Source organism: Paraeggerthella sp. (assembly GCF_048427265.1).
Taxonomy (GTDB): domain Bacteria; phylum Actinomycetota; class Coriobacteriia; order Coriobacteriales; family Eggerthellaceae; genus Paraeggerthella; species Paraeggerthella hominis.
The window spans coordinates 1-20,551 of record NZ_DBFOSR010000081.1; the positions used below are offsets into that span (position 1 = coordinate 1).

At 59.0% G+C, this 20,551-nt stretch carries 15 protein-coding genes; 8 read left to right on the forward strand and 7 right to left on the reverse strand.

Annotated features, from left to right (window positions below; translation table 11 throughout):
• From ACMNI9_RS07445 to ACMNI9_RS07455, 3 genes are all read right to left on the reverse strand, one after another.
• Positions 1-1,307: 5'-3' exonuclease (locus tag ACMNI9_RS07445; protein ID WP_418831415.1), on the reverse strand; the 1,307-nt coding region annotated here is incomplete at its 3' end.
• 129 nt (positions 1,308-1,436) lie between these two features.
• Entirely contained in the window at positions 1,437-2,108 is a 672-nt protein-coding gene (locus tag ACMNI9_RS07450) for a winged helix family transcriptional regulator (RefSeq protein ID WP_114567599.1), read from the reverse strand.
• A 42-nt stretch (positions 2,109-2,150) separates the two neighbouring features.
• Positions 2,151-3,494: a glutamine synthetase family protein gene (locus ACMNI9_RS07455; RefSeq protein ID WP_418831416.1), complete on the reverse strand. Its 1,344-nt coding sequence runs from the start codon at positions 3,492-3,494 to the stop codon at positions 2,151-2,153.
• 232 nt (positions 3,495-3,726) lie between these two features.
• On the opposite strand from ACMNI9_RS07455, the gene ACMNI9_RS07460 reads away from it, so the two are divergent.
• Together ACMNI9_RS07460 and ACMNI9_RS07465 are read left to right on the forward strand one after the other, a co-directional pair.
• On the forward strand, positions 3,727-4,215 hold the full coding sequence (locus ACMNI9_RS07460) for a universal stress protein (protein ID WP_114567601.1): 489 nt from the start codon (positions 3,727-3,729) through the stop codon (positions 4,213-4,215).
• A gap of 71 nt (positions 4,216-4,286) precedes the next feature.
• Positions 4,287-5,414 (forward strand): glycosyltransferase family 2 protein, encoded by a 1,128-nt coding sequence (locus ACMNI9_RS07465; RefSeq protein ID WP_418831417.1) that lies wholly within the window; start codon positions 4,287-4,289, stop codon positions 5,412-5,414.
• Positions 5,415-5,426: 12 nt separating this feature from the next.
• On the opposite strand, the gene ACMNI9_RS07470 is transcribed toward ACMNI9_RS07465, so the two are convergent.
• Complete coding sequence (locus tag ACMNI9_RS07470) at positions 5,427-6,476, reverse strand: glycosyltransferase family 2 protein (RefSeq protein ID WP_418831418.1); 1,050 nt, start codon at positions 6,474-6,476, stop codon at positions 5,427-5,429.
• A 104-nt stretch (positions 6,477-6,580) separates the two neighbouring features.
• Between ACMNI9_RS07470 and ACMNI9_RS07475 the strand changes: the two genes are divergently transcribed.
• From ACMNI9_RS07475 to ACMNI9_RS07495, 5 genes are all read left to right on the forward strand, one after another.
• The gene (locus ACMNI9_RS07475) at positions 6,581-8,743 is read left to right on the forward strand and encodes a DUF7657 domain-containing protein (protein WP_418831420.1); all 2,163 of its coding nucleotides are present in this window, start codon (positions 6,581-6,583) and stop codon (positions 8,741-8,743) included.
• 41 nt (positions 8,744-8,784) lie between these two features.
• A complete protein-coding gene (locus tag ACMNI9_RS07480) occupies positions 8,785-10,107 on the forward strand; it encodes a glycosyltransferase (RefSeq protein ID WP_418831422.1) in 1,323 nt (440 codons plus the stop codon).
• Positions 10,108-10,217: 110 nt separating this feature from the next.
• On the forward strand, positions 10,218-11,444 hold the full coding sequence (locus ACMNI9_RS07485; protein ID WP_418831423.1) for a DegT/DnrJ/EryC1/StrS family aminotransferase: 1,227 nt from the start codon (positions 10,218-10,220) through the stop codon (positions 11,442-11,444).
• Positions 11,444-12,049: a sugar transferase gene (locus tag ACMNI9_RS07490; protein ID WP_418831425.1), complete on the forward strand. Its 606-nt coding sequence runs from the start codon at positions 11,444-11,446 to the stop codon at positions 12,047-12,049. Before ACMNI9_RS07485 ends, ACMNI9_RS07490 begins: the two co-directional genes overlap by 1 nt.
• A gap of 128 nt (positions 12,050-12,177) precedes the next feature.
• Positions 12,178-12,531, forward strand: coding sequence for an Hpt domain-containing protein (locus ACMNI9_RS07495; RefSeq protein WP_114567607.1), 354 nt, complete (start codon positions 12,178-12,180; stop codon positions 12,529-12,531).
• 100 nt (positions 12,532-12,631) lie between these two features.
• On the opposite strand, the gene ACMNI9_RS07500 is transcribed toward ACMNI9_RS07495, so the two are convergent.
• The 3 genes from ACMNI9_RS07500 to ACMNI9_RS07510 all read right to left on the reverse strand — a co-directional run bounded on the left by ACMNI9_RS07500 (position 12,632) and on the right by ACMNI9_RS07510 (position 17,999).
• Positions 12,632-13,603: a DMT family transporter gene (locus ACMNI9_RS07500; RefSeq protein WP_418831427.1), complete on the reverse strand. Its 972-nt coding sequence runs from the start codon at positions 13,601-13,603 to the stop codon at positions 12,632-12,634.
• Positions 13,600-15,390, reverse strand: a complete 1,791-nt coding sequence (locus ACMNI9_RS07505) for a phosphotransferase (protein ID WP_418831429.1) — start codon at positions 15,388-15,390, stop codon at positions 13,600-13,602. Before ACMNI9_RS07505 ends, ACMNI9_RS07500 begins: the two co-directional genes overlap by 4 nt.
• Before the next feature lie 191 nt (positions 15,391-15,581).
• Positions 15,582-17,999: a glucosaminidase domain-containing protein gene (locus ACMNI9_RS07510; RefSeq protein WP_418831431.1), complete on the reverse strand. Its 2,418-nt coding sequence runs from the start codon at positions 17,997-17,999 to the stop codon at positions 15,582-15,584.
• Between the two features lie 170 nt (positions 18,000-18,169).
• On the opposite strand from ACMNI9_RS07510, the gene ACMNI9_RS07515 reads away from it, so the two are divergent.
• Positions 18,170-20,551, forward strand: a 2,382-nt coding sequence (locus tag ACMNI9_RS07515; RefSeq protein ID WP_418831433.1) for an N-acetylmuramoyl-L-alanine amidase, incomplete at its 3' end; no start/stop codon positions are given.

The following is a 20,551-nucleotide window of genomic DNA, read 5'->3' on the forward strand; positions in this document are numbered from 1 at the left end:
ACGCCGCCGCAGTACGCGTCCAGCAAAGCGTCGTAGGAGTACTCCGCAACCGAGGAATTCAGCACGTAACCGGCAAGCCCCAGATCGAACGCGCGCATGCTCGAAAGATCGCCGTCGGAAACGAGCGCGCGCTTGGCCGTGTCCGGCGGGTACACCCGATGAACGTCCAGCTTGACGTCGAGCGAGGCGAACGCCCCTTCGCGCACGACCCGCGCGAATGCCTCCAGCCCGGCCTCGTCCTCGTACAGCGCGGTTCCCTCGCTCGTGTTGACCGCGCAATGCAGCCCCGCGCTGAACAGGGACGCCTGCTTGGGCTCGACGAACGACACGCCCAGGGTCTCGCCGCGCTCCAAGGCGGCGGTCACCAGCGCGTCAGCCTCGGCGGCGAAGAGCACCGGCTCGACCACGAGGGGCGCCGCCTTCTTTTCAAGCTCTTTGCCGACCAGCTTGAGCACGCGGTTCAGGTGCGCGTTGAACCGCACGCCCTCGAACGCCGCGGTCACGGTTTCCGGGTCGAAGTTCGGGAAGCTGCACGACTCCAGATCCAACGGGAAGTCGAGGTCACGCACGATGGTGGCCACCTCGCGACTGGCGAAAGCGGCGTCCTTGTTCTCGACGATGCGCTCCTTCTGCTTGCCCTTGAGCTCGTCGACATGCTCGTAGAGCCCTTCCAGGCTGCCGTACGCCTGCAAAAGCTTCGCGGCGGTCTTCTCGCCGATGCCGGGCACGCCGGGGATGTTGTCGGAAGAATCGCCCTTCAGGCCAAGGTAGTCGGGCACCTGCTCGGGACTGATGCCGTAGCGATCCAGCACTTCCGCCGGCCCGTATATGGCCACGTCGGTGATGCCCTTCTTCGTGGTGACGATGCGCGTCTTGTCGGTAGCCAGCTGATAGGCGTCCTTATCGCCGGTCACCAGCAGCGTTTCGTAACCCAGCGCCTCGTCGCGCGCGGCGATGGTCCCCAGCACGTCGTCGCCTTCCCAGCCTTTGATGCGCACCACCGGCACGCCCATGGCCTCCAAAAGCTCCTCGATGATGGGAAACTGAACCTTCAGATCGTCGTCCATGGGAGGGCGCTGCGCCTTGTACTGCTCGAGAGCTTCCATGCGAAACGCCGGACGGCCCGCATCGAACGCGCAGATGAGAGCGTCGGGAGCCGCGATGTCGATGAATTTCAGCAGCATGGACAGAAACCCGAAGACCGCATTGGTGGGACGCCCGTCGGGGGCGTTCATGGTGGGGGGAACCGCATGGTACGCGCGATGCATGAGCGAGTTGCCGTCGATGACTGCTATCTTCTTCGACATGAATACCTCCGTCGGCGAGTGTTTTGAGGGCTTAGTATAGCGCAAGCGCTCGCGCCGCGCAGTCCACCGGGAAACGACCACGCGCCGCCTACAAGCCGAATCGCGCGGGATGCGCGCGAAGCTCGGCGATCACGCGCTCCAAAGATAGCCGACCCCGCGAACCGTCTCCAAATGCTGCGCGAGGTCGGGCCCCAGCTTCGCGCGAACGCGGCGAACGTGAACGTCCACCGTGCGGCTTCCCCCGTAGTAGTCGAAGCCCCACACGCGGCGCAGCAGGGCGTCGCGCGAATACGTGCGCCCGGGATGCGTAACCAGAAACGCAAGGAGCGCGTATTCCAGATACGTCAGATCAAGCGGGTCGCCGCCTATCGTCACCTGGTACGTGGCAAGGTTGATGGTCATGTTGTCAACCGCAAGAACATCGGAGGTGGTTCCTTCGTTTCCCGGCCACAACAGCTGCCGAATGCGCGCGGCGCACTCGTCCGGCCCGGCGCCGTGCACCACGAAGTCGCTTTTCACCTGCACGGGAAGGCGGAAATCGGCCAACTGGTCCTCGTTGACGATGACCAGCAGCGAAGCCGTTCCCTCCTCCAGCATAAGCGACTCGACCTGGGACACGTTCGACAAAGAGCCGCTGCGAGCCTCGTAGATAACCAGGTCGCACGAAGCGTGCTGCGAGAGCAGCTTTTTGAACTGCACGGACGAACCGGCCACAACCGCCACGTCCAAGCTTGAAAGGACCTGTTGGAACTTGTGGGCGTTATCCAGGCTGTCGGCTATGAATATGACGGTCTTTCTCATAGGAAACCCCTCCGATTCCCCGCAGGCCGCACGGCGCCCATGCTACAGCACCGCCAGATACCGATCGCGCTCCCAAGGGGAAACATGGGCCAGGTAGTCGTTCCATTCGGCGCGCTTCGACGCCACCAGGTAGCCGTGAATGTGATCGCCGAGCGTCGCGCGCATAAGATCGGATGCGGCGAACAGCTCGATGGCCTCCCCCAAGCTTTCCGGAAGCGTCCGAACGCCGCGCTGCCGCAAGTCTTGGCGCGAGAGCGCAAGAAGGCCCTGGTCTTCGGCAGGATCGGGCAGTTCGAGCGCTTCCTCGATGCCCGCCAAGCCGGCGGCCAGCATGACCGCGAACGCCAAGTACGGGTTCGCGCCGGGATCGGGGCTGCGCAGCTCCAAGCGGCACGCCATCTCGCGATTCGGACGGTACCCCGGCACGCGGACCAGCGTCGAGCGATTCGCGCGCGCCCAGGAAAGGTAGATGGGAGCCTCCCCGCCCGCCACCAGGCGCTTGTAGGAATTCACATGCTGGTTGGTGACCGCGCAGAATTCGGGCGCGTACTTCAAGAGCCCGGCAAGGTAGTGCTTGGCAACCCTCGACAGCCCGTAGCCCTGCGGATCGGAGGGATCGAAAAACGCGTTGTTGCCGTCGAGGTCGAACAGGCTCTGATGCACGTGCATGCCGCTGCCCGGCTGGTCGGCCATGGGCTTGGGCATGAACGACGCGTACACGCCGTGCTTCATGGCGATCTCTTTGACGACCAGCTTGTAGGTCATGACGGCGTCGGCCATGGACAGGGCATCGGTGAAGCGCAGGTCGATCTCATGCTGGGACGGGCCGTTCTCGTGGTGCGAGTACTCCACGGGGATGCCCATCTTCTCAAGCGTGAGCACGGTGTCGCGGCGCAAATCGGACGCGTAGTCGAGGCTGGTCAGATCGAAGTAGCCTCCTCGATCGAGCACTTCGGTGCCTTCGGCGTCCTTGAAATAGTAGAACTCCAGCTCGGGTCCCACGTTGAACACGTACCCCATATCCTGGGCCTTCGCCACGGTGCGCGCAAGCACGTGACGAGGATCCCCCTCGAAAGGCGCGCCGTCGGGCGTGCGGATGTCGCAGAACATGCGCCCCACCGCATTGGCCTCGGGGCGCCAGGGAAGCACCTGGAACGTCGAGGCATCCGGATAAGCCAGCATGTCCGATTCCTGCGTGCGGCAGAAGCCCTCGATGCAGCTGCCGTCGAAGCCCATGCCGTCCGCGAACGCATCCTCCAGCTCGCTGGGAATGACAGCGAACGATTTCATGGTGCCCAAAACGTCGGTGAACCAGAACCGGACGAAGTGGACGTCGCGGCCCTTGATGGTCTTCAAGACGAAATCCTGCTGGGGGTTCGCGGTCATACGCACCTTCCTCGTTTGTGACTCGCCGCTGCAAGCGACGCTGCGTTTTTCGGTCGAGCTTTATTATACCGCCGCTTGTTGCAAACGCGTTACGGGCTGCACCCGGGCGCGAATCGCCGCACGCCGGCATACCAGATAACGAATCGAGGGCACGTTGTTCGCGCCACGCGAAACGTACGGCGCCCATGGTACACTCAAGCCATCGGACAAGCCACCAACCAGGAGGTGCCGCATGAAATTCACCAACATCCTCGTGCCGTTCGACACGTCGGAGCATGCCCTGCGCGCGCTCGAAATCGCAAAGGGCCTTGCCGAGGAAGATCCCGCCATCAAGTTGCACGTTATCGACGTCATGTACGTATCCGAGTTCCCGCCCGCCATGGGCCTTGACGCGAACCCGTACGAAAGCCTTCCCGAGCCCATCATCGATCCCAACACGTACGACAAGCTGGTCGAAAACGCTTGCGCACGCGAGAAGGCCAACATGGACAAGGCCATCGGCTCTATGCTTGACGGCCTGCCCAACGACGTGACCGTTGCCGCCGTGAACGAACCGTCCGTGGTCGACGGCATCAATCGCTACGCGCGCGAGCACGGCTGCGACCTTATCGTGATGGGATCGCGCGGCCTTGGCGTGCTGCGCGGCATGCTGGGCAGCGTGAGCTACGGCGTGCTGCGCTCGGCCGAAGTGCCCGTGCTGGTGGCGAAAGACGCCGAATAGCTGAGTAGATTGCACGGACGAGCGGGCCGCTTTCGCATGCGCTATACTCTTCTGCGTCGAAAGGAGGGCGCATGGCGAAGCGGCCCGCAAGCATTTGCGCCGTAGTAACGGCGCACAACGTAGAAGAATGCCTGGGAGAATGCTTGGCATCTCTTGCCGCGCAGACGTTTTCCGACTTCGAAGCCATCGTGGTGGAAGACGGATCAAGCGACGAAACTGCACGCATCGCCAACGAATTCGCTCTGCAAGACGATCGTTTCCGCGTGGTTCATACATCCAATCTAGGAGCCGCCGGCGCTCGCAACCATGGCCTTGCCCTTGTAGATTCCCCGTACTTCATGCTGCTCGACGGCGATGACGTGTTTCTGCCAACCATGCTGGAAGCCCTGCATGGCCAAGCGATACGTTGCGAAGCCGACGTTGTCGTATGCGACATCGTGCAGTTCGATCACAATTCGGGGGAGCGCACCGCCGCCCCTTGGGCGCTCAAGGAAAGTCAGCTTCCCAACCTTGCCGAAACCCCCTCGTTCTCATGGCGAGACGTGCCCGGAAACGTGTTCGCAGCGTTCATGGGCTGGCCGTGGGACAAGCTCTACCGCACGGCTTTCGCGCGCTCCGCAGGTTTGAGCTTTCCCGACGATCTATCCAATAGCGAGGACATGCTGTTCACCTACCAGGCCATAATCCTGGCGCAGCGCATCGCCGTAGTCAACGAAGTGCTCATCGAGCACCGCATAGGCCGCGGCGGGTCGGTGTCCAACTCGCGCACGCGAGACCCTTTCGCCTTCTACGAAGGGCTGTGCCGCATGAAGCGCTTTTTGCAGGAGCAGCCCGACGGCGCATGGCAAAGCCTTCGCCAGCCCTACCTCAACTGGGCGCTCGATTGGACGCTGTGGAATATCGAGACCATGTCCGATCAAGCCGTTCGCAATGAACTAGCGCGGCATCTCGGCGCGAACGGTTTTCCGAAGCTGGAGCTGGCCGACCACGAGCCCGCCTACTTCACCGGCTATCCGCGAAACATGGCGCGCTACGCCTCCGCTTTGAACGACTGGTCCGGCAACAACCCCGATCAGGGGCCGCTGGGGCCCTTGGCCGACCTTCCTTACGGAAAGTTCAAGCCCTGGTGTCAGGCAAGCCTTTCCGAAAAGATCGCCATAAAAAGACGCATGCGCAAAGCCCTCCCCACCGAATGGTGAGAGAAGATCTTTCTATTCCTGGTCTTTCCTTTTCGCCTGGGGCATGATCACACGGCTCTTCACCCAACTGGGAAACGCCAGGAACAGTCGCCCCAATCGATACGTGCGCGACCCTTCAAGCTCGTCGTACACCCCTTTAAGGGCCTTGTGCAACTCCAGGATATGCAGGTCGAAATCAACACGGTCTTGCAGGTTGAGCCCCTGGCGATAGGCGTACATGTCCGCTTCGGAAATCTCGAACAGGTAGCGCGCGGCCACTTCGCACGTATGGAAGACGCGCGCGGCGTACGCATCGCAGAAATCCTGGGATTGCCCGGACGCATGCTCCAAGATCCATGCGCGCAAGGCCTGCTGCACGCGGAACAGCCCATCGACGTTGCGCATGCTGAAGGCGGAAGTCATGGTAGACCCCTCGCGCATCCGCCGGCGATACAGAGGCTCGTTGAAAAACGCCGCACGTCGAGGCAGCGGCATAAGCTCCATGAGAAAAAGCAGGTCCTCGTGAATGATCCCTTCGCGAAAGCGCAAGCGAGCGTCCTCAATTACGGAACGTCTGACGGCATACAGGCACGACGACGGCCGAAACGCCTCCGTCTTTTCGAACGCCACGTACAAATCGACCCCTGACATAACCCCATCGATGGAAACGCGGCTCTCCTGATCCTCGTAACGCGTGCGCCTCAGCGTGCGATTCTCGTAAAACGTCTCCGCTGCGAAGTAAAGCTGATCCAAATCATCACCCGCTATACGGTCGGCGATCGCCTGCAGGGCATCGTCGCGATAGTAGTCGTCGGAGTCGAGAAACAACACGTAGTCCCCCGTCGCATGAAGAAGCCCGACGTTGCGCGCAGCAGACTGCCCGGCATTTTCGGACTGCTCGAAAAACAGGAAGCGCTCGTCGTCCCCGGCATGAAGCCTTGCAACCCGCAGCGTCTCGTCCGTCGAAGCGTCATCCACTACGATAGCTTCAAAATCTCGATACGTCTGACGTTTCAGCGACTCGATGCAGTCGGCGATGTAGGGTTCTACATTGAAGGCGGCAACAATAACGGAAAACCTCATCGGAGCGGTCCCTTCCTTTGGGAGCAGTTCGACCATTATAGCGAACGCGAAGCCCTGAGATTATAATGGTCGAACACCTCCATCTCAAGCGAACAGGACCCTTCGTGAAGAACACCCGCGTACACGCCCTGGCCTTCGGCTTCGGCGCCGCTCTCGTGCTGACCACGTTTGCGTTTCTCTATCTGAACCTGGAAAGCATCGAAGCCGATGCGGGGGCGAGCGAGTTCTTCCTCTCCTGTGCAACAAGGCTCGCGCTCGTGCACAACCTCGTGCTCGTTGGCGTAGGCTTGATAGCGGGAACGGCTGCGGCAGCCCTGATCTTCTCGCACCGAATACGCTGTACGGAGTTTCTGTACAGGTATCGTTGGCCGATTGCGCTCGGGGCGATCGGAATCGGGACGTGCCTGGGAATATCGGGTTCGTCGCTTGGCATGTGGTACGACGGAAGCGGATGGGACGGGACCCTGTTCGGAACCGCGCGCTCGTGCCGTTCGGACGAATTCCTGGTCAACACGTCCATGGCATTCGCGCAAGGCTTCGATGACACGGGAGCATGGCCCTACTTCGGAGAAACGTTTCGCGGCACAACGAGCGACATGTTCATCGTGTACGGGCAACCCGTTGCCGACCCAGCCGTGATCTTCCGGCCCTTCCATTGGGGCTACCTGCTGCTCGGCGCGGAACGAGGCCTTGCTTTTTTCTGGTGCGCACGCGTGGTCATGCTGTTCATGTGCACGTTCGAAGTGGGAATGCTCGTTGCGCGGCAACGCCGCGGCTTGGCGTGCGGGCTCGCGCTGCTGGTGACGTTCGCGCCGGTCATCAGCTGGTGGCTGGATGTCAACGGATACGTGGAGATGATCGTATCGTGCGAGGTCATGCTGCTTATCATCGCCGGATACCTGAAAACGTCCTCGTACCGGGTACGCATCGCATTAGGGCTGCCGTTCGTCGTATGCGGAGGATGCTTCGTCCTCACGTTCTACCCGGCCCTTCAGGTGCCGATGGCGTATCTTTTCTTCACGATGGCAGCCGTCTACATCGCCCTGCATTGGCGGGCGGCCCGCCTGAGCCGCAAGGACGCGCTTATCGTTGGAGGGTTCTTCCTTCTGTTCTGCGTCGGCATGGCCTACGTGTTCGGAAAGTCATGGGACACCGTGCAAACGGTTCTGAGCACCGCTTATCCGGGCCATCGAGCCGACTGCGGCGGCGGAGCCCTACCCTTGCTGGCTCAATACCCTCTAGACGCGCTCACGCCCTTGCGGTCCTTCGCCGACAGCCTGCGCATCGACGCCTTCGCCTCGGTATACGATTTCTTTCCCCTGGGCATCCTGCTGTCGCTTTGGGTGGTGCTCAGGGAACGCACGCACGATGCGTACCTCATCGCTTTGCTGGCGCTGAGCGCATTTCTGGGCTGGTACTGCTTCGTCGGCTTCCCCGAATTTTTGGCAAAGCTTACGCTCATGAGCCTGAGCACGGGAGGGCTGTACTCCAAGGCGTTCATCGCGTTCGGATTGACGAACCTGCTCCTGCTCATACGAGGCCTCGCGCTCCTGAAGGTCCGGCCAAGCCGTATAGCCGCAGCAGTTGTCGCGATCGTCGCAAGCGGCGCGATCATGGCGGGGTCAGCGGCAGCGTTCTCTTGGTTCTACAATGCCGCGAGCTTCGCCGCATGCGCGCTCGTGCTGATCGGAGGAATGTACCTGTTGCTGCGCAGCAAGGCCGGAGCCGACGGAGCCCTCGTAGCTTACTTGGCCACGCTTGCGCTGTTTATGGGCGTGCTGGTGAACCCCGTGCAAATAGGGGCTGCCCCCATCTTGGAGAACAAAACGCGCGCAGCCGTGAGCGCGATCAACGATGCGAATCCCGGCTCTCGCTGGGCGGTGACCGGAGACGATAGCTCCGCTTACGCCGATCTGGCAGCCACGAGCGGCGCCGCAGTCATCAACACGTGCAACGTCTATCCCAACTTGAGCCTATGGCGAGCCTTCGACCCAACAGGCTCGTACGACGACGTCTACAATCGCTACGCGCATATTTCGATAGAAGTCGTGCACGGCGAAACTCACTTCGGAGACGCCGCATTCGACAGCTTCACGCTGTACGTCAATCCCTCGGATGTCGCATTGCTGGAAGCAGACTATCTGGTATCTACGCAGGACCTTGGGTTATTCTCGACCGACGAAGTGTCTTTTGCACCCTTGGGCGAAGCCGTAAACGGACGCACTGTCTACGAAGTGCATCTGCAGGATCAAAGAAGCGCCGTATAGCCGCGGCGATTTCCCCTACTCCTTTGCTATACTTGCGACCCATGGATACCACACAAAAACAAGCGCGCACGCGCAACCGCAACCGCAAGCGCATCGCCGTTGTCACCATGGGCGTGAAGCTCGGCGACGAGACGCGCGGCTACACGCGATTCCGCTTCCTTTCGGATCTGCTCGTTCGCGAGGGGTTCGAAGTCGACCTCATCACGTCGTCGTTCCAGCATTGGGAGAAAGCGCATCGAGACTGCTCGAAGGCGTGCTACCAGGATCTTCCGTACCGCATCGTGTTCATCGACGAGCCCGGGTACACGAAGAACCTGGACTTGGCGCGCATTCGCAGCCACCGCGTTGCCGCAAAGAACCTGCGCGCGCATTTTGATCGCACGGCAGGCGAATACGACCTGATTTACGCCGAAATTCCCCCGAACGACGTCGCGCGCGCATGCGCTGAATGCGCCGACAAGATGGGGATCCCCTTCGTTGCCGACATCAACGACCTTTGGCCCGAGGCCATGCGCATGGTGGTGAACGTTCCGGTGGTGAGCGACATCGCGTTCTACCCGTTCGCACGCGATGCGCGGGTCGTCTACCGTCTGCTGTCGGGAGCCGTGGGCACCTCCGACGAATACGCCGCCCGCCCCGCCGCAGATCGAGAGCGACCCTACCCCAAAGCCACCGTATACGTGGGAAACGACCTGGCCGCTTTCGACGAAGGCGCACGCGCTCATGCGCACGAGATCGTCAAGCCCGACGGCGAAGTGTGGGCAACGTACGCGGGAACCCTGGGCGCCAGCTACGATTTGGCCACCCTGATCGAAGCGTCGGCGCTTCTTGAGAAGGATCGCCTGGAGCACGCCGCCCGACATGCATCCGAGCGCACCACGTACGGCCCGGCTCAAGAGCGGCCCCACCCGCCGGTGCGCGTGAAGATCCTGGGCGACGGGCCGGATCGCGCCAAGCTGGAGGCCCTTGCCAGCCAGCTGGAAGCGCCTGTCGACTTCCTGGGCTACCAGGACTACGCAAGCATGGCCGCATACCTGTGCGCGTCCGACATCACGGTGAACTCGCTGGTGAAGTCGGCGGTCCAGAGCATCGTCACCAAGATCGGCGACTACCTGGCAAGCGGAAATCCCCTGATCAACACCGGATCGAGTCCGGAATTCCGCGCAAAGGTAAGCTCCGACGGAATCGGCCTCAACGTCGAAGCGGAAAACGCAGCCGCCCTTGCGCACGCCATAGGAGAACTGGCCGGCAACGCGTCGCTGCGCAAGATCATGGGCGCGCGCGGACGGGCCGTAGCCGAACGCGAATTCGACCAGCCGCAATCCTATCGGGAAATCGTAACCCTGCTGCGCAATTTGCTGTGATGTTTAGTTGAGCGCTCTCGCCAAATAGGCAAGGTCGCGTCACAATAGGGTTTCTCGCGCCCAATCGCACCAGCGCGCGAGGAATCGCACGGAACACGAGGAGCACGCTCTTGACCGAAAAGAAGCATATCCCGTTCTCTCCCCCCGACATCACGGATGCGGAGATAGCCGAGGTAACGGACGCCTTAAAAAGCGGCTGGATCACAACGGGACCCAAAACCAAGCAACTCGAACAAGATCTGGCATCGTACGTGGGCGCCCCTCGCACGGCCTGCTTGGCATCGGCCACGGCTGCGCTCGAGTGCGCGCTGCGCGCGCTGGGCATCGGGCCGGGCGACGAAGTCATCACCTGCGCCTACACCTACACTGCATCGTGCTCCCCCATCTGCCACGTAGGTGCGACTCCCGTATTGTGCGACACCGCCCCCGGTTCCTACGAGATGGACTACGACGCGCTTGGCAGCCTGATCACGGATCGCACCAAGGCGATCATCCCCGTGGACATAGCCGGTCGCATGTGCGATTACGACCGTTTGTTCCAGGCGGTCGAGAGCGCGGGCGCATCGTGGACGCCGGCGAACGATCGGCAAGCCGCCATCGGTCGCATTGCCGTAGTAGCCGATGCGGCTCACGCTCTGGGCGCACGCTACCATGGCGAAAGCTGCGGTTCGGTCGCGGACCTTACCACGTTTTCATTCCACGCCGTGAAGAACTTCACCACGGCGGAAGGCGGCGCGCTCTCCTGGCGCCCCGGCTTGTTCGATGATGACGATTTCTACCACGGCCTCATGCTCCAATCGCTTCATGGCCAGACCAAAGACGCCCTCGCGAAAACCAAAGCGGGCGCTTGGGAGTACGATGTTGCTTTTCCGGGCTGGAAATGCAACATGACCGACATCCAAGCCGCCATGGGGCTTGCCCAGCTTCGCCGATACCCCGGGATGCTGGAACGTCGCCGCGAACTGATAGGTTTGTACGAACGGGCTTTCGAGGGGATGGATCTGGATATCCTGCAGCACTACGGAGACGACTTCGCATCGAGCGGACACCTTATGCTGGTGCGCCTGACGGGCAAATCGCAGGAATTCCGCAACGCGCTGATCGAGCGCATGGCCGAAGAGGGCGTGTCCACCAACGTTCACTACAAGCCGCTGCCGCTGCTGACCGCCTACCGCAATCTGGGATTCGACATCGCCGACTTCCCGAACGCGTTCGCTCAATTCGAAAACGAAGTGACGCTGCCGCTGCATACCTCGCTTTCGGACGACGACGCACGCTATGTTGCGGAAACGTTCAAGCGCTCTTACGAAGCCCTTGAAGCAAAGGGCGCCGTCTGATGTACGCACGATTCGGAAAACGAGCCTGCGACCTGGTCGTAGGCATAATCGCCCTGCCCTTCGTCCTGTTGATCATCGCCATCTTGGCGCCGTTCATTCATTTCGAAGACAAAGGACCCGTGTTTTACAACGCCCCGCGCGTGGGAGTTGGCGGACGGGATTTCAAAATGTACAAGCTGCGTTCGATGAAGGTGAATGCGCCCGATCTGGTCATGGAGGATGGCTCCACGTACAACGGAGCCGACGATCCGCGCATGACCCGCGTAGGCGCATTCATGAGGAAGACGTCGCTTGATGAAATGCCGCAGTTTCTCAATGTGCTGAAGGGCGACATGAGCGTAGTGGGGCCCCGTCCCGACTTGCGCCGCGAAACCGAGCTTTACGTTGGCGACGAGCATTTGAAGCTTACGGTCAAACCGGGCGTGACCGGTTACGCGGCCGTGTACGGCCGCAATTCGCTGCCGTGGCACGATCGCCTGGCGCTTGACGTCGAGTACGTGCGCACCATGAGCTTTCCGTTGGACGTGAAGATCTTCTTTAAAACGTTTTCTGCAGTATTCAAGCAGGAAGGCGTGTTCGTGGAAGACGAGCGCGAGCGGTCATAACTACCCGCTGGTCGCATTCCAGCAACGTTCGCATGACAAATAACGGATAAGATCCCCCTGATCAGCCGCTTAAAGGTATACTTCCTTCCTTGCAAAGCCGAACGCGACGCGATGGAAGGATGACGAGCATGGCACTTGACAACACTGAACTTGCCAAAAGCGGCATCGACTATGTCGAGGCCATGGAGCGCTTCGGCAACAACGAGGACCTGTATCTTCGCCTTGCTGTGAAGTTTCTTGACGATCCTCATTTCTCAGAACTTCAAAAAGCCATGGATCGCGAAGACATCGAAGGATCCCAGCGAGAGGCGCACTCCCTCAAAGGGGTGGCCGGCAACCTCTCGTTCAAGGACCTGTACCGAGCAGCCTGCAAGATGAACGAAGTCCTGAACGCAAGCGATATGGACGGTGCTTGGGAGCTGATGCCCGACACCCAAGACGCCTACGACCGTGTGTGCGATGCGTTGAGGAAGATTTCCTAAACCGAAACAACCGCTTCAGTAAAACAAGGGGCGGGTTTGACGACCATCCTTCTAGCCTACGACCGAAGAAGAGTCGCCAAACCCGCTCCACCTGAATCTTTTACCGCACGTCAGCCTTTTCCTTACGTCCAAACAATTCGTTCCAATCGCTTGCAGCCAACACCGTGCCCACTAAAATAACAATGCAGCACACAATGGATATCGGGGTGGGAACCGTACCCTGCAGTACAAGCGCAAACAGAACAGCCCAAGCTGAATAACTGATGTTAAGGGCCATGGACTTCGCTGCGCCAATAGGCGAAGAGATGCTCTTGTAATAGAACAGGTACGAAATCGTACCTGCAAGAGCGGCTAGCGCCACAACGCCGGTCGCGAAGCTAGGAGCTGCCATCGCCGTAAAGCCCCAGGCACCGAACAGGGGCAGCACGACAATGGCGTATGCAAGAGCCGATGTCGTCTCACGAATCTGCAAAGCCGTCTCGTTGTCAACCACATCATCGCGCATTCCCCAAGCGCAGATGACCGCTTCGGAGCCCCACCCCAAAACACATAGCAGTGCGCCGAACAACCCCAACAGCGGATTTCCCAACTCGGAACCGCCAGATGACACGTATCCCATCACGATGATGCCAGCAAGAGCCGCCAGCAACGCGACAAACTGCTTGGGGGCCATTCGCTCTTTCAGAAACACGAAGGCCAGAAAGGCGCCGACAGCAGGATAGAACGACGAAATAATAGCTGTATAGCCCGCACCAATGTTGTTAATAGCAATAACGTAGCCGGTCATGCCCACTGGACCGCCCAGCAACGCTCCAAGGACAACCGCTTTGCCGCTACGCGTCTTAAGAGCAGCAACCGTATCCCCCAAGCGACCCTTAACCCCCATGTATACAAACATCCAAATTGCGCAAAATATATCATGAAGCGCAGCACTTGCTATGGCTGCAAACGCAAGCGCCTCAGCAGTGCCGACGTAGGGCGCCATAGACAAGCCCATGCCCAGAATCACCGTGTCAAGACCCCAAAGCAAACCGCTTGTCAAGCCAAATTTCATATTCCCAAAGCCCTTCATGACACTCCCCCTCGATCGCTCCCCCGACGATACCAGCCCAGCACCTTATCCAAATAATCTTTCGCATAGCGGTAGTAAATATAAAGCCATTCGCCCACCATGTCGCCCTCGGCTTCTTTAAGTAACGACCATACGTACCAGCACCATCCAGCAAGGGCAACGAAAGCAAAGTTATGCCTCCGCTCCTCCGCTGAAGGCTCGCGCCCAAAGTAATAGGAAAGAGCACGAGCAGCCTCAGCCTCATCAAGCTGGCAGCACACCACGAAAGTCCCGAAATCGCTGGCATAATCGGACATGCCCGAATACTCCCAATCGATAAGCGACATCTCGTCCTGCTCGTCAATCAAAAAATTCAACATGAAGAAGTCGTTATGAGTCAAACATACACGCGTATCATCTTTATCAACGAAGCGCTTGAGCTCTTCCGCCTTTGCAGCCATTTCGGCATAACCAGGCACTTCTATTCGACTTACCTTCTGCTCAAGCAGATGCTCGTAACGCTTCCCCTCTTCAAAAAAGTCGAATGACCGGCCAACGCTCGCACCTGACCCATGGAGGCGCCGCGCCATTTCCATGGCTCGTTTAACTTGCGCAGGGTCACGAGGATCAAGTTCGCGACAATTCGGAATGAAGCGAGACAGCTTCCATCCCTTTTCAGGGTCTTCGACAATAAACGTGCTATCAAGGCCCAGATCACGCGCCACTCCTTGAGCAACTACCTCGGCCCGACGATCGATGATGCCCTCAGTGCCAATGCCTGGATGGCGGTACACGTATTCGGCATCCCCGACGCGAATATGGCATGAAAGGTTGGTGAGCCCCTGTTTCAGCGGATACACATCGTGAATGTCGTCTTTACTGCATCCGAGCGCAGACACGATATTATCGAACGCCTCGGAGTCGACGTTCCTGAGAAAGTAGGGATCGAATTCGCGCAGTTCGTCAAGCGTATCAAACTCGAATACGGTACCAGCGGGGTATTCGCGCGCAACCATATCCAACTCTGCAATATGATCGATATAAAGTTCTTCCCACAGCTTGTCCACCGTAGCAGGGGCGTCGTACTCGTCTGAAAGAATGCGGGCAAACGTACCGGAAAATTCTTTGTCGAAGTACACATGTCCAAGCATAATGAGCGCATCACGACCGCCTATTTCAACCGACACAATGCGATTACCAGACCCTAGACGCATGCACCATTCCTTTGTAGGACCCGATTGATACTGAGCCGCGTAATATGCCTTCCATACATACAGTTCGAAGGGATTTTCGGCAAAGTAATTATCAGACGAACAGATGAACGTGTTACGCAAACGCTCGCGAACCACCATGAGAGACGAATGATTGTTGCGAGAAGCATACTCGTCGTTGACCACGATGGATACGCCGAACTTCTCCTCAAGATAGAAGAAGTACTCCTTCTTATACCCTACTACTACCGTTATGTTATTGATGCCAGACTCCTGCAGTTGGCGAATCTGGCGCTCGATCAGTATCTCTCCGCGAACATACAGTAATCCTTTGGGCTTTTCGTAGGAAATAGGCGCAAACCGCGACGAAAGACCCGCCGCCAAGATAATGGCGTTGTCAACCTTATAAGGCAATAATGCTTCTCGACCCGCATCGGTAAGTGCCCCAGCCTCAATCAAGCCCCTGTCCGAAAGTGCTTTATACGCTGTGTTAACCGACCCCAACGACAATCCTGCATGAGCAGAAATTGCACGTTGACTCATGTCCGGCTTCCTATCGAGTGCAGCAAGCACCGAAAACTCATTCTTTGTGATCAACCGTGCATCCTCTCATGCATACCCGTGAATTAATTCATTCAATGTTCATTTTTCAAGATAGTATAAACGATTTGAACGGTATGTTCAGATAATATGTGCTTTCATAAAATTTGAACACAAATTGTAATGAAGCCCTCCGAAAAGGAAGGCTTCATTCGCGAATAAGCAATACTCGTTTGGAATTAGTTCAATCAGTAGGAAAGCAGCCTACCCAAGGAGTCCATGATTTTTGCTCCATACGTCTTATCTGCAGCCCACGTACCCGATAGCTTGTCAACCGTCGGCGCTGATCCGCGCTTATCGGTCAAGTACTTGAACCGAGGATCGACACAAGGTTGATTAAGCGGGTCGGTCGAAGCATACCCTTTCAGATGCTGGGCCTGGGCTAAAAGTCCGGTCTTCACATCAGGGAACGAGTCCCCGGGAACGCCATTACCCGTTGCGCCGATTCCCCCAAAATTGCACTGGATCCTCCCGCCCTTGTCCACATCGCCTCCGAACTGCAGCCAGCCCGTCTCTAACATAGCCTGAGCAAACAGCACCTCCGCGCGAACGTTCTCGGCTTTTGCCTGATCAAGAAGAACCTGGCAGAAATCGGAAATGGTGGGAGCTCCTCTTGTGGCGTACTTGTACGAAGGGTACGCAACGCCCTGCGCGCTGTAGTATGCAACCATCTGCTGCACCGTAGCGGATGAAGGCCCCATGACAGAATCCGAAGGAAGCAGCGCTCCCGATGCATCAAAGCGATATGTTTTGCCATCGATGGTCACGGCTCCGGTGGCCATCACACCGGATTCATTCAGATAATAGCGCTTATCCCCCAGATCGAGCCAGCCGGTCTGCATGGCGCCGGAGGCGGCCAGGTAGTACCAGGCCCCGCCCGAGCTCATCCAGCCGCCCGCGCGCATGGCGCCCGACCCCTCGAAGTAGTACCACGTCCCGCTCGAATCCTTCGCCCAGCCCGTGGCCATCCTGCCGGACTCGGGGTCGAGCCAGTACCAGGCCCCGCCCTGCTTGAGCCAGCCGGTCTGCATGGCGCCGGAGGCGGACAAGTAGTACCAGGAAGCCCCGTCCTTGAGCCAGCCGCCGGACCTCATCGCGCCGGAGCCGTCGAAGTAGTACCACGTCCCGTCGGGCGTCTTCGCCCAGCCCGTGGCCATCCTGCCGGACTCGGTGAGCCAGTACCATGCTCCGTTCCGCTTCAGCCATGTGCTTTCGGATGCCGCTGCGCTGTTGTCGAACCAGTACCATGAATCGTCAACGTCTCTCCATCCCTGCTGCTTTTGTTTGAGACCCTGATGATAGGCGGCCATGTACGGGGAATGGTTAAATGAGTGGAACGTTGTGCCGTCCTGCATGGTGTTGAGCTTGATGCCGTTTTGAGTGAACGTTGCTATTACGGCTTCGAGACCGCTTGCTGAGGCTTCCGGTGCGGGGAAATACCGGATGCGGAGCGCGTCAAGCGTACTCGTTACGTATTCGGGAAGATTGGCGCCGTACCCGGTTTGGACAGCGTATGTAGGGGAGAGCGCCGCCACATAGCGAGGTGTGTTCGATCCGACGGATCCGTGGTGGGCTAGCTTGAGCAGGTCGACATGACCGATCGCGCCTGCAAGCCGGTCTTCGTCCCCGTCGTAGTTATTGATATCTCCTGAAAGGAATGCGGTCGATTCGTACGCCTGTACCTTAACGCCCCAGGAAAAGTAATTTGCATCGGGAACCGGATTGAACTTGTAATCGTCCCCGTAATTAACGATTTCGATGTTCATGTCTCCCAGTGCGAAGCAGGGATTTCCCGTGGTTGATGGGTTGGGCTCGTGCTCGTGTATAAGGTTGGAGTCATTCGGGCGGGTTACGGAGATGCCGGTTTCGGGTAAAGTTTCGGAGTTGTAGGGATCTCGTTGGTCGGTGGGGTCTATTCCGAACCTTTCGATGATTGCAGCGGCGTCCAGCACGTCGGCTTCGGGCGTGCTCCCAATGGTGCTGAGAGTGCCCTTTTCTTCGCCAGACTCGTTGGACGATGGTTCAATAGGTGCGCTTGGGTTGAGGTTCTGAATGAGGACGGCTCCGGTTTCTTTCGCCGCCGCGATCGCTCTGTCGTAGACGTATTGATTGTCCCAAAGCCGGGTTTCGTCTGATATGAACGAATCCTGATACTCTGGTATATACACGCGTCGGGGGTTGAATTCCCGGATGACCTCGTCAGCGGAGCCTATGTGGTCGCTATGCGGATGCGTTCCCAGGTAAAACTCGAGGTTGCCCGAATTCACCCCAAGGCTTTTTAGATACGAGATCACGCTGTTCTCGACGCCCTCTCCTCTTGTGACGCCTGGGCGAAGCGGGTAGCGGACATCAGTGCCGTCTGGGTAATCGTTGTCTTCCCCGGAATCGACTATACCGAAACGACCATTGCTTTCTAGCACGATGGCGTCCGTGTAAGGGAATGGTAGGATGTGGATTCGCGTGATGTCCTGCGCAGGTGCTTGCGTGCCAAATGCAGCTTGAGGTGTTGTGAATGCCGAGAGTCCGAGTTGCCACAAAAGAGCCAAGGCTATAGCGATGCTCACGAGTTGAGATTTTTTAGAGACGGGATGAAGGGGTCGGTTCACGGTTTCCTGCCTTGTCGGTTTGCGTGTGACTTCCGCTTATTCTTATCGTTCACGTTAAGTATACGCTATCTAAAAGGTGCTTTGGAATTGGCGCGTCGTTTGCTGGTATACTCGATCATTGCGGAATTTATGAAAGGGTCCACCGTTGTTTTAAAGTACGGAGGTGCGCTATGCACCAGGTTGTATCTAAGTTGGCAAAACTATCCTTGTCTTTGGCGCTCGCCTGCGCGCTTGTTCCGGTTGCGCCTCTTTTGGCGTCCGCTCGTCCTCAGGATGGCGAAGCCGCATCGGGTGCTGTTGATCAGGAGGCGTCGGGTGAACGGGGCGTTTCTGAGGACTTGTCGGGTGCTTTGGACTCGCGGGCGGATGGAACTGTAGCGACTCCTGAGGCTGAAGACGGCGGATTGGGCGTGCAGTCGTCCGAGGCGGTCGCGGTCGACTCCGTTGAGTATCAACGCGTAGGTTTTGTCTATTTCGACCAAAGCTCTCCGTGTGTGGGGGACTCCCAGCTTGTTGTTGTGGCGTTTGACGATGAGTCGATTGCGCTGTCGTCTGCGGAATTAACCCTGATTGCTCCTTCAGGCGAATCGATTAAGGTGGCAGCTTCGGAATTCGTTGGAAACGCAGCGCTTTTTTCTGTGGGGCTTGCGGAATCGGGTGAGTATCGACTTGATCGGATGGGGGCTTCGACGATGTCCGACGGTCGTTCGTTGGCTGTTGATTTGTCTTCATGGGAAGGCGAGCCGTACGCGTTTACGGTCGAGCCTTCGAATGCTTCGGTGTCCTCGCGTGGCGGAGAAGGGGATGCTGCGGATGTGTCTGTTTTTGCGCTTGCCGAAGACGGTCAGCTTGAGGAGGCGGCTTCGTTCGACGAGGCTGTCCAGCTGTCCGCCGAGGGCTCTCCTGCTGTTACGGGGCGGTCTGCGGTTCCCGTAGGTCGTGCCCCTTCGGGAAAGTTCGTTGTCGCCCTGGATCCTGGCCATGGGGGAAGTGAGCCCGGCGCTTCGGGTGGCGGTCTGGTCGAAAAGGACGTCACTTGGAAAATTGCGCAGTATTGCAAGGAAGCGCTTGGGGCGTATGCGAACGTCGAGGTTTATCTGACGCGCGGACAGGACGAGAGGGTGGGTCTCACCGAGCGCGTCAATCGTGCGGTTGCGGCGGCCGCTAATGTGTTCGTAAGCCTGCATGCCAATTCCTCGACCGCTTCTTCGGCGCAGGGGGCTGAGGTGTGGTATCCCAACGACAGCACGTATCGCCAGGGGCTCCATGAAGAGGGCGGGCGTCTTTCTAGCAAGATCTTGGAGAAGCTGACCGCGCTCGGGTTGGCTGACCGTGGCATTAAGGTGCGCGATTCCGAACGCGTGGATGGCGAAGGGCCATTTTATTATCCGGATGGAAGCATTCAAGATTACTACACTGTTATCGAGGCTAGCCGTGAGGCCGGCATCGTGGGAATCATCGTGGAGCACGCCTTCTTATCCAACGGGGACGACAGTGCCAAGCTGAAGGACGAGTCGTTCTTGAGGAAGCTCGGCTACGCCGACGCCGAGGGGATCGCCGAGACGTACAGACTTTCTTCGGCTTGGGAGCTTGATGGCGGTCGCTGGAAGCTGAGGTTGGCGGATGGAACGTATGCTACGAACTGCTGGCAGCAGGTTCAAGGGAAGAGATACTGGTTCGACGCGAATTCGTATGCGGTTGTTGGTTGGCAGACAATAGAAGGAAAACGGTACTTCTTTAACGATTCTTGCGCCATGCAGACCGGGTGGTTGAAGCTGGATGGGGCCTGGTACTACTTAGCGGGTTCCGGCGCCATGCAGACCGGCTGGCTGAGCCTGGGCGGGGCCTGGTACTGGCTCGACCCCGAATCCGGCAGGATGGCCACGGGTTGGGCCGAGGCTTCGGACGGCCATCGGTACTACTTCGAGGGGTCGGGCGCCATGCGCGCGGGCGGCTGGATGAGCTCGGGCGGGGCGTGGTACCACCTGGCCGCCTCCGGCGCCATGCAGACCGGCTGGCTGAGCCTGGGCGGGACGTGGTACTGGCTCGACCCCGAGTCCGGCAGGATGGCCACGGGCTGGGCGAAGACGCCCGACGGGACATGGTACTACTTCGACGGCTCCGGCGCGATGAGGTCCGGCGGCTGGTTCAAGGACGGGGCTTCCTGGTACTACCTGGCCGCCTCCGGCGCCATGCAGACCGGTTGGCTCAAGCAGGGCGGGGCCTGGTACTGGCTCGACTCCGAGTCCGGCAGGATGGTAACAGGTTGGGCGAAGGCATCGGACGGCAAGCGGTACTTCTTTGAGAGTTCCGGCGCGATGAGGCCCGGCGGCTGGTTCAAGGACGGCGGGGCCTGGTACTACCTGTCCGCCTCTGGCGCCATGCAGACCGGCTGGCTCGATCTGGGGGATAAGCGCTATTATCTGAATGAATCCGGTGTGATGGCCACCGGAGCCGTGACCATCGATGGCAAAACATATCGCTTTGACGCATCGGGAGCGCTGCTTCCTTCGGATTCTGTCATGGGGCCTTCATCCGCTACGGTGCAACAG